The 12330-nt window shown below is 50.9% G+C and carries 8 protein-coding genes and 1 other annotated feature; of the genes, 3 read left to right on the top strand and 5 right to left on the bottom strand.

Annotated elements, in window-relative coordinates:
* Positions 1–218: 218 nt before the first annotated feature.
* The 4 genes from serS to pdxS form a co-directional block, all read right to left on the bottom strand.
* Entirely contained in the window at positions 219–1505 is a 1287-nt protein-coding gene (gene serS, locus L971_RS00145) for a serine--tRNA ligase (protein ID WP_024372546.1), read from the bottom strand.
* Between the two features lie 52 nt (positions 1506–1557).
* Positions 1558–1766, bottom strand: a binding site (T-box leader).
* Between the two features lie 18 nt (positions 1767–1784).
* A complete protein-coding gene (locus L971_RS00140; protein WP_052200195.1) occupies positions 1785–2984 on the bottom strand; it encodes a D-alanyl-D-alanine carboxypeptidase family protein in 1200 nt (399 codons plus the stop codon).
* 134 nt (positions 2985–3118) lie between these two features.
* Positions 3119–3697 carry a pyridoxal 5'-phosphate synthase glutaminase subunit PdxT gene (gene pdxT, locus L971_RS00135; protein ID WP_024372548.1) on the bottom strand — a complete coding sequence of 193 codons (579 nt, stop codon included), beginning with the start codon at positions 3695–3697 and terminating at the stop codon, positions 3119–3121.
* A 1-nt stretch (position 3698) separates the two neighbouring features.
* Positions 3699–4604, bottom strand: a complete 906-nt coding sequence (gene pdxS, locus L971_RS00130; protein WP_029334009.1) for a pyridoxal 5'-phosphate synthase lyase subunit PdxS — start codon at positions 4602–4604, stop codon at positions 3699–3701.
* Positions 4605–4882: 278 nt separating this feature from the next.
* Here pdxS and L971_RS00120 point away from each other — a divergent pair, with 278 nt between their 5' ends.
* From L971_RS00120 to L971_RS00110, 3 genes are all read left to right on the top strand, one after another.
* Complete coding sequence (locus L971_RS00120; RefSeq protein ID WP_024372551.1) at positions 4883–6292, top strand: PLP-dependent aminotransferase family protein; 1410 nt, start codon at positions 4883–4885, stop codon at positions 6290–6292.
* Between the two features lie 19 nt (positions 6293–6311).
* Positions 6312–6944: a class A sortase gene (locus L971_RS00115; RefSeq protein ID WP_047373728.1), complete on the top strand. Its 633-nt coding sequence runs from the start codon at positions 6312–6314 to the stop codon at positions 6942–6944.
* Positions 6945–7097: 153 nt separating this feature from the next.
* Positions 7098–10517 (top strand): alpha-amylase family glycosyl hydrolase, encoded by a 3420-nt coding sequence (locus L971_RS00110; protein WP_047373725.1) that lies wholly within the window; start codon positions 7098–7100, stop codon positions 10515–10517.
* A gap of 40 nt (positions 10518–10557) precedes the next feature.
* Here the strand turns inward: L971_RS00110 and guaB are convergent, their stop codons facing one another.
* Positions 10558–12021 carry an IMP dehydrogenase gene (gene guaB, locus L971_RS00105; protein ID WP_024372553.1) on the bottom strand — a complete coding sequence of 488 codons (1464 nt, stop codon included), beginning with the start codon at positions 12019–12021 and terminating at the stop codon, positions 10558–10560.
* Positions 12022–12330: the final 309 nt, after the last annotated feature.

Genomic DNA, 12330 nt, shown 5'->3' with positions numbered 1-12330 from the left:
GGGATTCGAACCCACGCAGGCTATTACACCCCTGACGGTTTTCAAGACCGTTCCCTTAAACCACTTGGGTACACCTCCAAAGCTCATATACAATTCGTGAGCAATCATCTCGCTCGACATGATTTATAGTACCAACTGACGGGACAGATGTCAAACCCTTTTGTGAAAAAACATTAAAAAAATCCGCCGACACGAAATCGCATCGACGGAACAGCTTTTTACTTGGCAGGCATCTCGATTTTTTCGATTCCACCCATATATGGACGGAGTACTTCCGGAATCATAACCGACCCGTCCGCTTGTTGGAAGTTCTCCAAAATCGCGGCGACAGTCCGACCGACGGCAAGTCCTGATCCGTTGAGTGTATGCACGAACTCCGGTTTCGCGTTCGCTTCACGACGGAAACGGATACCCGCACGACGGGCTTGGAAATCTTCAAAGTTTGAGCAAGATGAGATCTCGCGGTACATGCCTTGCGCCGGCATCCACACTTCGATATCGTATTTCTTCGCGGCCGTGAACCCGAGGTCGGCCGTACACATGCTGAGCACTTGGTACGGGAGACCGAGACGTTTGAGTACTTCTTCCGCATGACCCGTCAACAGCTCGAGTTGCTCATAAGACTCTTCTGGCTTCACGAAACGGACGAGCTCGACTTTATTGAACTGGTGCTGACGAATGAGACCGCGTGTATCGCGGCCGGCAGATCCGGCTTCTGAGCGGAAGCAAGCGCTGTACGCCGTGTACGTGATTGGAAGCTGGTCCTCAGCGATGATCTCATCACGGTGCATGTTCGTGACCGGCACTTCCGCTGTCGGAACGAGGAAATAGTTCGTGTCAGCCACTTTGAAGGCATCTTCTTCGAATTTAGGAAGTTGACCTGTCCCTGTCATCGCATCGCGGTTGACCATATATGGCGGGAGGACTTCTGAGTAGCCATGCTCATCGGCATGCATGTCCATCATAAAGTTGATCAAGGCGCGCTCTAAACGGGCACCGAGTCCTTTATAGAAGACAAAACGACTGCCCGTCACTTTCCCGGCCCGCTCGACGTCAACAATCTTCAAGTCTTCCATCACGTCCCAATGTTGTTTCATTTCAAAATCAAATGTCGGTTTCGTTCCGACTTCACGAATCGTGACGTTGTCGTCTTCCGTTTCACCGATTGGCGTTGATTCATGCGGGATGTTCGGGATGCTGAGCAGAATCATGTTCAACTCCGCTTCCACTTCACGCAAGTCTTCATCCAACAATTTGATTTCATCCCCGAGCCGGCGCGTCTCCAAAATCGGCGCTTCCGCATCCTGCTTATTGCGCTTCAATTCGGCGATTTGTTTTGACGCCTCGTTTCGTTTCGCTTTTTTCACATCGACTTCGTTAATCAGGTTCCGTCGTTTCTCCTCGAGTTCCGGGAAACGGTCGAGCGCACTCAAGTCTTCACCTCGGTGGGCGAGCTTCGCTTTAATCTCTTCAAAGTCTTGGCGTAATCGTTTAATGTCTAACATTCTTATTTCCTCCTTTTTCACATAAAAAAGGTGGCACGCCCCTTTCCCGTAGGAAAGGGACGAACCACCTTGGATCCGCGTTGCCACCCTCGTTGCCTGAAATTCAGGCCACTCGATGCACGTAACGTGTGCGTAACGTGACTTGTTTCCAAGCCAATGCTCCGAGGCCGATTCAGTTACATCATCCCACTAGTTTGCACCAACCACTAGCTCTCTGTCAGTAGATGACTGTAACGTACTTTTCCCCATCATTGCATCTGTCGTTGAATTAATTTTACTTTACAACAACTCGAGTCTATCGACAAGACTCAGTTTTCCAAGCACAAGTCGAATCTCATCTAAAAAATCTGAAAAAGCACGAGTCATCCGTGTTAGAAACGACGCTTCCTCGACCGCCTCTGCCGTCACGAGCATTCCTTTCGGAGGTTGCTCACCGTCCAAATACCGGACATGATCGGACAATTCGACGGTCACGGTACCGATTTGTTGGTCGATCGACACCGGGGCAGTCGTATCCGGAAGATCATAGACGAGCGTCGGAACCGGTTGTCCTTTTTCGACGAGCACTTCGAAAGCAGACGTCGTTCGGACCGATACGTGTTCAACTTCGCCCCCGGCCACAAAAGCTTGTTCCGCTACGAGCTCACCGGTACGTAAAATCGGCGTCATCACAAAGTCACCATAAGCGTATTCATGCAACGCTTTCGTGGCCGTATATCGACCCTCATCCGTTTTTGCCCCTAGGACGACAGATAAGACCGTCCGGCCATCTCTTGTCGAGACACCGATAAAGCAGTACCCCGCATCATCTGTCGTTCCTGTCTTAAAGCCGAGCATACCCGGATAAGCTAAATCGCGACCGGTAAGCATGCGGTTTGTCGCTTCGAAACGCACACCGTCAATGTCAACGTAAGCCTGTTTCGTCACGTCAAGCACGTCTGGGTACTTCGTTAAATAGGCGAGCGCCAATTTCATTAAATCACTCGCGGACGTCAAGTTCTCACCCGGTCGTCCGGCAGAGACAGAATCAAGTCCGGACGCGTTGGCAAACGTCGTCTGCGTCATCCCAAGCGCCGTTGCCCGTTCATTCATCAAGGCGACGAACGACTCTTCCGATCCCGCTACCGCTTCCCCGAGTGTCACGGCGGCCTCGTTTGCTGAGCGAATCAATGCCACATCATATAGTTCCTTGACGGTGTACGGTTTATTGACGAGAGGGATTCGCGCCAGACCTGGTTTCTTTGTTAAAGCGAGAGCTTCCGCGCTCGGCGTCACTTCCTCATTCCAACTGAGTTCACCTTGTTCAATCGCCTCACGCACGAGGAAAGCCGTCATGAGTTTTGTAATCGATGCTGGCGGAAGCATCGCATCTTCCTCTTGGGAGAATAGAATTTGACCTGTCGTCAAATCGACGAGCATCGCACCGCTCGCATCTATGTCTGGTGCAGCCTTTGCCACCCCTGGAGAAGCTATATTCATAACGATTGCTCCGATGAGCAACCATATCATCCATCTCACTTTCACGGTCTTGCCCCTTTCTATACGTGTCTCGTTACAGTGTAGCAAAAAAAAGCGCGAAAAAGGCTCCCGATTTATAACCGGGAACCTTTCAATCAAGTGAGTTGATGCTTCTTCGCTTCCACGAGATCAAGGAAGTAACGATGCATCGACAAATCCTCTGTAAGTTCAGGGTGGAAGGAACAGGCGACGTACTTGTCATAGCGTACGGCGACAATCGCTTCCTCCACTTCGGCGAGCACTTCGACGATCGGTTCGACCGCTGCGACTTGCGGGGCGCGAATGAAGACCGCCTCGACCGGCGCTTCGATCCCTTTCACCGGAAGCTCGACTTCAAAACTGTCGACTTGACGTCCGAACGCGTTCCGTTTCACCGTCATCGGGATTTTCCGAAGGTGGGCATCGTAGCCTTCGACTTCTGTCGCCAGCAAAATCAAGCCAGCACACGTCCCGAACATCGGCAAATCTGTGTTCGTCCGCAACGGTTCGAGTAGACCGTAGCGATCGAGCAGACGGCGCATGGCCGTACTCTCTCCACCCGGTAAGACGAGACCGTCAATATGAGCCAAGTCGTCAATCGACCGGACGACGAGCGTATCCGCCCCGAGCGCCTCGAGCATGCGCACGTGCTCGCGAATCGCTCCTTGCATACCTAGCACGCCAATCGTAGTCATCTTACCAGCCTCGTGGTGCCATGAGTTCTTCTTCTTTGAGTGTTCGCACGTCAAGGCCTTTCATCGCTTCACCAAGACCTTTTGACAAATGAGCGATACGCTCGTAGTCGTCATGGTATGTCGTCGCCTCGACGATAGCACGGGCGAACTTCTCTGGGTTCTCCGCCTTGAAAATGCCTGATCCGACGAAGACACCATCCGCACCGAGGTGCATCATGAGCGCCGCATCTGCTGGCGTGGCAATCCCACCTGCCGCGAAGTTGACGACTGGAAGGCGTCCAGCCTCACGGATTTGCATGAGCACTTCAAACGGCGCGCCGAGATCACGGGCTTCGGTCATCACTTCATCGATGCTCATGGAGAGCAAGCGTTTTACTTGTGCTTGAACAGTACGCATATGGCGAACCGCTTCGACGATGTTCCCCGTCCCTGGCTCACCTTTCGTGCGGATCATAGCTGCACCTTCACCGATGCGGCGTGACGCCTCTCCGAGGTCACGAGCGCCACAAACGAACGGCGCTTTGTAATCACGCTTGTACAAATGGAACTCTTCATCCGCTGGCGTCAACACTTCACTCTCATCAATGAAATCGACCCCCATCGATTCAAGGACACGCGCCTCAGCGATGTGGCCAATGCGGCACTTCGCCATAACCGGTACGGATACCGCTCCCATCACATCTTCAATGATTGTCGGGTCAGCCATTCGAGCGACACCGCCCATTTTACGAATATCTGAAGGAACGCGCTCGAGCGCCATGACTGCGACCGCACCGGCAGCCTCAGCAATTTTAGCCTGTTCGGCGTTGATGACGTCCATGATGACGCCGCCCTTTTGCATTTCAGCCATCCCACGTTTTACTTTATCTGTACCTACTTGTCTCTTTTCCAAATGAATCCCCTCCATATAAGCTAGTCTACTTGTAAGTATAGGGAGATTTGACTATATTGAAAGTGTCAGTTTAACAATTTTTAAAGTGGTCAGTTTAAACAGAGGACTTCACTTCCCCATTCACGAATGGATGCATAAGACTGAAAAAGGAGGAATGGAATATGGCTCAATGGGACCCACGCGACGATTCACAAAATCGTACCTATTACGGTAAGCCTGGATTGGTCGGTCTTCTCCTCGTGATCGGCTTTGCCCTCTACTTCTTCTTCGGGTGACCACGGAAGGGATTTAAAATGGATATGCTTACACTCGCGCTCGATTCTGAATCGAGCACCCCACTATATGAACAGCTTTATTTACACATCCGCCATGCGATTGTCGATGACACACTCACGACCGGGGCAAAACTTCCCTCCAAACGTAAACTGAGCGACTTCATCGACGTCTCACAAACGACCGTCGAACTGGCTTACGCCCAATTACTCGCCGAAGGGTATATCGAATCTGTACCGCGTAAAGGGTTCTATGTATTGCCACAAGAAGAACTATACGTACGCCGCAACGATAATCCGATCAAACCGCTCCCGCAAAACAAAACGTACACGTTTGACCTTTATCCGAGTCAAATCGACACGACGGCGTTCCCATTCGAGCGTTGGCGACGCCATCTAAAACAAGTTGTCACTGAAGAGAACCGTGATTTGCTCGCACTCGGCCCTGTCCAAGGAGATCACGTGTTGCGTCAAGAAATCGCGACGTATTTATATCATTCTCGCGGTGTACACTGCTCTCCCGAACAAATCATCGTCGGCTCCGGGACCGAACAATTGTTACCCCAACTGCTCGACTTGTTGCCAGACGCCAAAACGTTTGGGATTGAAGATCCAGGCTATCCGCTCACGAAACAGCTGTTCGAACATCAAAATCGGCATTACGTCCCCATTCCTGTCGACGAGAGCGGTCTGCTCGTTGACCGTCTCGAACCTGAAAGGATTGATGCGGTGTATGTGACACCAGCCCACCAGTTTCCGACCGGGACGATTCTCTCCGTCAGCCGAAGGCAACGTCTTCTCAACTGGGCGCTCGAACATCAAACTTATATCATCGAGGACGATTATGACAGCGAGTTCCGGTACAGTGGAAAACCGATTCCGTCGCTGCAAAGCATGGATCAAAATGAACGGGTCATCTATTTGAGTACCTTCTCCAAATCACTCATGCCATCGCTTCGAATCGGGTATATGGTGTTACCGCCTCAGTTGTTGAATCGTTATCGTGAGCGCTACCGACATTTCACTTGCAGCGTCCCGCGGTTCGAACAGCACACGCTCGCTGAATTCATGGCGAACGGGGATTTTGAAAAGCACTTGAACCGGATGCGCAAGACGTATCGTCGCAAGCTTGAGATTGTCGCAACTGCGTTTAAACCATACGAACCGGCCGTCTCCATTACCGGGGCGAGTGCCGGACTGCATATCATCCTTTCAATCGATGCGCCTCACTCGACCGAAACGTTGCAACGAATGGCTGAATCGGCGGGAATCCGGATTAAAGCAATGGAGGATTATTACATCCGTTCCCAAAATCGCAACCCTCAATTTTTATTTGGATTCGCCGCTCTGTCAGAAGCCGTATTACCGATTGCTGTCGCACGGTTAATGTCGTGTTGGAATATAACGAAGGGAGGGACATCAACGGATTAAATCCGTCGATGGCATGTGCATGAGACGTTTACGTTATGGAATCGGTATCCTCCTCCTACTTTCCGGACTTCTCCTGTTATCCAACTCGTGGTGGAAAGACCAAGTCGCCGTCTCGAACAGTGAACGGGTCACCGAAGGATTGCAGTTACAACAACTACAGCATCCCGAAGAAGGCGAGTTCGACTTCGCGACTGTCACACCGCTGTCGTGGGATGATTTAATTTCCGTGCGCAATCGATTTCATGATTTACCGGCCATCGGATTGATTCTCGTGCCAGACATCGATTTAGAATTACCGATCCTTTACGGTCTCGATGCAGACAACTTAGCCGTCGGAGCCGGGACGATGCGACCGACACAACAGATGGGTAAAGGTAATTATGCACTGGCCGGGCATTACACGCAGAGTCCAACGTCTCTCTTTGGCCCGCTCCATGAGATTGAAACCGGGATGCACGTTTATGTGACCGATTTGACTGCCACGTACGAATACGTCGTCACGTCGCTTGAGACCGTGCCTCCGACCCGGGTCGATGTTCTCGATGACACGACAGAAGCGACCATCACCCTCGTCACCTGCACGTTCGATGCGACCGAACGTCTAATTGTGAAAGGTCGTCTCGCCAATAAGACCCCTTACTCCCCACTCTAAACACCTTCGTGTCCCGAAGGTGTTTTTTTTAATGCTTTTTCAAAAATATATTGTTAGCGCTTACATAATCAGCTACACTATTTTTGAAACCGTTTGCACAATTTTCCTATTTTGTTGTCCTGTAGATGATTTTATCCATGAAAGAGGTGTCCTATGAAGAATAAAACTGCACGCCGCACGTCGACCCTTCTGTTATCATCAGTTCTCTTGATTCAAACAGGCGTTCCCGTGAACGTACTCGCGGAACCTACGGCCGTTTCCATCGATGGAATAAAGAGCGATTGGGCAAACGTTCCGGCTCTCGCCACGTCCCCTACTACTGGCTGGCAAGGATTTGACCTCGGTGACCTCTATATGCAAAACGATGCCAAGCATCTTTATTTCTATGTCGATGCAAAGAACGTTCCGAATTGGGGCGACAACGGGCAGTACATAAACATCGCACTTCAAGTGAATGATGAGGACTCCGGCGTGAACACGAACCCGCTCGGTTACCCGTTCAACTTCAATCAGACCGATAAAAAACCACAGTATCATATTTTACTTCGCGTCGATGGCGACACAGCGATAAAAGAAGCCGCGGTCTATGAATCGGGCAAGTCGATTCCGCTCGCGAATTTGAATAACTTGAACGGCGCTTCGTTCGCCCTCGACCGCACGAAAGGGTTTGAAGGAAAGATCCCGTTGTCGTTGCTCGGTTTGACGAATAACGACCAACTCCGGGTCTTGACCGTCCTCAGTGGGAATAACGCCAGCGAACACGGGGCGTTCGATACGATCCCGAGCAATCCGGCCAACAAGCTCGCGGACAGTTGGAACGTGGCGGCAACGCCATCCGTTCAATCGATATACAGCCCCGCTTATACGCTCAGCGGTGTCGAAACGGTCAGTCAGCTCGAAGTAACAACAGTCGTCCCGGCGAATCGATCGACGGATGCCGCGCTTGATGCCCCGATTACATGGACGTTCAATGAACCGGTCACAGTCGATGCTGCTCAAGTTCGATTAATGAATGGAGATTCGGCTGTGCCGTTCCGTGTCGAAACGAGTGGCGCGACGGTCACGGTCACCCCGACAGAAAAGCTTTTGCTCGCCGAGACGTATGAGGCGACGATTCCGGCAGGCGCCGTTACAGGAAAGCTGTCGAACACGACGCTCCCTGCCCTCACGACTTCGTTCAAGACGATCACGGAAGTAGCAGACCCGTGGAAGACACAGCGTTATATCGAAATGACGTACGTACGTGCCGACGGGAATTATACGGATTGGAACTTGTGGACGTGGAGCACCGGTGCGAAAGACGGACAAGTCGATCCATACAAAGTGACCGAAGACGGTGCCATCTTCCGTATCCCGGTCGGAAAAGACGCGACGAACGTCGGTTTCGTCATTCGTAAAGGCACGGATTGGGCCGTCAAAGACGGGTACGGGGAAGATCGATACGTCAAACTCGGTACTGACCGTATCACGAAAGTCGTCGTCGAGAGCGGCAAAGGCGCGTTCCATCAAGTGCCGACGATTCAAGGTCCTGTCTTTGAAAACGGCGAGATCACGTTCTTCTATCGGGATAAAGAATTGTACGAAGCAGGTACACTCGATCAAGTCGATCGTGTCGCCTTGAAAGTGAACGGGACGACGTATCCGATGACATACGAAGTGAAGAACGAATGGTTCCGTCATACAATCAAGCTACCGGAAGGGACACACGACTATACGTTCCTCGTGACGAAAGACGGCGTGACGACCGAGGTCAAAGATCCTTACTTCGAAGCTTCACGCGTCGAATACAAACGTCCGAACGTCAAGTTGACGTCGTCCGTCTCACCAAAAGCAATCAGCTCGCGAGAAAACGCTGTCGTTCATGTGAAACCGACGTTACCAAAAGGGGTGGCGTTGCGTGAGCTGTATATCGACGCCCGTCCACTCGGCGGACCGGCGAAATTGGCGATCGACCCGGCGCTCAACAAACAGACGATCGCGGTTAAAGATTCCGTGAAACCTGGTAATAAGACACTGACGATTCAAGCGATCGATCAATACGGCAACGTGCATATGACAACAACGACCGTTAACGTCCGGCCGGTCACGATGAAAGACAAACAAGCATTCGACTGGGACGAGGCACGGATTTACTTTATGTTGACGGACCGGTTCTATGACGGCGACAAGACGAACAACAATCCGAACGGCGAGTATTATGATTTGGACCACCCTGAATCGTATCATGGTGGTGATTTCGCCGGCATCACGAAAAAGCTCGACTATCTCGACAAGCTAGGGATCAACACGATTTGGATCACGCCGATTGTGGATAACATCGACTGGGATCTCCGTTATGGGAAAGATGGTTCTCAATATGGATACCATGGCTATTGGGCGAAAAACTTCGAGAAGCTCGACGAACACCTCGGAGACATGGCGGCGTTCCATCGTTTGATTGACGCGGCGAACGAACGCGGTATCAAAATTATGGTCGACGTCGTCTTGAATCATCCGGGCTACGGGATGGAACCTGGCGCGGTATCGACAGGAGCGACGAATTTCCCGTCGAATAAAGAGCGGCAAGTATTTGAAGGTATGATCCGTTCGAATCCGGTCGACGGGGATGATTTGAAGATGTCACTTTCTGGCTTACCGGACTTCAAGACAGAAGAAGCTGCCGTCCGGGACCAACTCGTCAAATGGCAAACGGATTGGATCAAGCGTTCGAAAACGAAGAAAGGCAACACGATTGATTACTTCCGGGTCGACACGGTCAAACACGTCGACTCGACGACGTGGAAGTCGTTTAAAAACGAGTTGACGGCCATCAAGCCGGACTTCAAAATGATTGGTGAGCACTACGGGGCGAGCGTGAACAACACAGGCGGCTATTTGCACAGTGGACAGATGGACTCCTTGCTCGATTTCGATTTCAAATATCAAGCGGAGAGTTTCGTGAACGGGAATATCGACGGGGTCGAGAGCGCCCTTCAATATCGCAACATGCAGCTGTCGAATGAAGCGACGCTCGGCCAATTTCTCTCTAGTCATGATGAGGATGGTTTCCTCGTCTCCCGTGCTGGCGGCGACGAAGGAAAACATATGGTTGCCGCTTCGCTCCAAATGACAGCAAAAGGCCAGCCTGTCATCTACTATGGTGAAGAGGTCGGTCAATCTGGAAAACATGCCGGTGATATGGACAAAGGCGAGTTTAACGAAAACCGTTACGACTTCGACTGGAAACGCGTCACGGGCGAAGGGAAAGCGATGCATACGCATTATCAAAAACTTCTCAACATCCGCGCGGATTACTCGAAAGTGTTTAGCAAAGGAACACGTGCCGTTGTAGCCGGAGGATCGAACACAGGGTACTCCATCTTTGAACGAACATATGGAAAACAAGCTGTCGTCGTCGGCTTGAACACGAAAGAGACGGCTCAAAAAGCCACGTTCCAAACGAAGCACAAGCACAAGACCGTGCTCGTCGATCGCTATAGCGGACGCTCATACGTCGTTCAGCAGGATGGAAAAGTAACTGTACAATTACCTGCACAAGACCAAGGCGGAACCGTCATCCTTGTGAAGAAATGAAAAAAATCCGTTGCTCGCATCTGAGCAACGGATTTTTTTGTTATCTTGAGTAGTTTGGTGCTTCTTTTGTGATATGAACATCGTGCGGGTGGCTCTCTTGGAGGCCGGCCCCCGTCATCCGGATGAACTGCGTATCTTCACGGAGTGCACGAATGTCTGCCGCACCGCAATAACCCATTCCAGAGCGGAGTCCGCCAATGAGTTGGTAAACCGTATCAGCCAGTTCACCACGGTATGCGACGCGTCCTTCGATGCCTTCTGGGACGAATTTCTTATCGGCTTCTTGGAAGTACCGGTCTTGGCTACCACGCTTCATCGACGCTTCAGATCCCATACCACGATACGTCTTGAACTGACGGCCTTGGTAAATTTCCATCTCGCCTGGGCTTTCTTTCACACCTGCCAAGAGGCTACCAAGCATGACAGCGTGCGCGCCGGCAGCAATCGCCTTGACGATATCACCTGAGTACTTGATACCGCCGTCTGCGATGACGGTCACACCATGTTCACGCGCTTCTGTGACACAGTCATAGACAGCCGTGATTTGTGGGACGCCGACACCTGCGACAACTCGTGTCGTACAAATCGAACCTGGGCCGATTCCGACTTTGATGACCGAGGCACCAGCTTCAATCAACGCGCGAGTCGCTTCCGCAGTCGCGACGTTTCCAGCGATGATCGGCAATGTCGGGAAGAGGTCACGAAGTTCTTTCACTTTCTCAATAACACCTGCCGAGTGGCCATGGGCCGTATCGACGACGAGAGCATCGACGCCTGCATCGACAAGGATTTGAGCACGTGACGCCGCATCGCCTGTGACACCTACGGCTGCAGCGACAAGAAGACGACCTTGCTTATCTTTTGCAGCATGTGGGAACTGTTCGACTTTTTCGATATCTTTCGTCGTGATCAAACCTTTTAAAATCCCTGCATCATCGACAAGCGGTAATTTTTCAATTCGATGCTGATGAAGGATGCGTTCTGCTTCTTCAAGCGATGTTCCAACTTTTGCCGTCACTAGATTTTCCGTCGTCATGACGTCTTCAATCACCGTTGAATAATCTTTGATGAAACGGAGGTCACGGTTCGTCAAAATTCCAATTAACTTGCGCTCGCTCTCAGAATTAACAATCGGGACTCCGGAAATTCGATATTTGCTCATCAAGTATTCTGCATCATACACTTGACGTTCTGGCGTTAAATAGAAAGGATTCGTGATGACACCGTTCTCTGAGCGTTTGACGCGATCGACGTGCTCGGCTTGCATTTCCATGGACATGTTTTTATGGATGACTCCTAGTCCGCCTTGACGGGCCATCGCGATGGCCATCGGAGCTTCGGTTACTGTGTCCATGCCTGCACTAATGACGGGAATGTTCAGTTCAAGTCCCTCACAAAGCTTTGTGCTTAAGCTTACATCCCGCGGTAAGACGTTAGAGAATCTTGGCACGAGTAGTACATCATCAAATGTTAATCCTTCTTTTGCAAACTTGTTTTCCCACATAAAAATCGATTGCCCCTTTCCTTATCGGACCCGAATCTTTGTTTCGAAATATTTCTGTAATGGTAACAGGTATGGCTCGAAAGTGCAATTCAATTGAGGATGTTCAGAAAGTTCAGAATTGTGTTCATTCCGTTTAAATCAGATGCTTAATGTTCGTAAACTGATGGAATATCAAAACAATTGTTTAATATATGTATAAGCATATACAAAAAAAACGATCGAGCATAACGCTCGATCGTCTCATGTTGCCTGGCAACGTCCTATCCTCACAGGGGGAGACCCCCAACTACTTTCGGCGCTGAAGCGCTT

Source organism: Exiguobacterium sp. ZOR0005 (assembly GCF_000798975.1).
Taxonomy (GTDB): Bacteria; Bacillota; Bacilli; order Exiguobacteriales; family Exiguobacteriaceae; genus Exiguobacterium; species Exiguobacterium aurantiacum.
The sequence above is the reverse complement of the archived record's forward strand: the minus strand, read 5'-3'. Positions and strand labels throughout refer to the sequence as shown.

Coding starts and splice junctions, on each gene's coding strand:
- L971_RS00110 (WP_047373725.1), top strand. CDS start 7,098: ATGAAGAATAAAACTGCACGCCGCACGTCGACCCTTCTGTTATCATCA.
- guaB (WP_024372553.1), bottom strand. CDS start 12,021: ATGTGGGAAAACAAGTTTGCAAAAGAAGGATTAACATTTGATGATGTA.
- pdxS (WP_029334009.1), bottom strand. CDS start 4,604: ATGGAGGGGATTCATTTGGAAAAGAGACAAGTAGGTACAGATAAAGTA.
- L971_RS00140 (WP_052200195.1), bottom strand. CDS start 2,984: ATGAATATAGCTTCTCCAGGGGTGGCAAAGGCTGCACCAGACATAGAT.
- L971_RS00120 (WP_024372551.1), top strand. CDS start 4,883: ATGGATATGCTTACACTCGCGCTCGATTCTGAATCGAGCACCCCACTA.
- serS (WP_024372546.1), bottom strand. CDS start 1,505: ATGTTAGACATTAAACGATTACGCCAAGACTTTGAAGAGATTAAAGCG.
- pdxT (WP_024372548.1), bottom strand. CDS start 3,697: ATGACTACGATTGGCGTGCTAGGTATGCAAGGAGCGATTCGCGAGCAC.
- L971_RS00115 (WP_047373728.1), top strand. CDS start 6,312: ATGAGACGTTTACGTTATGGAATCGGTATCCTCCTCCTACTTTCCGGA.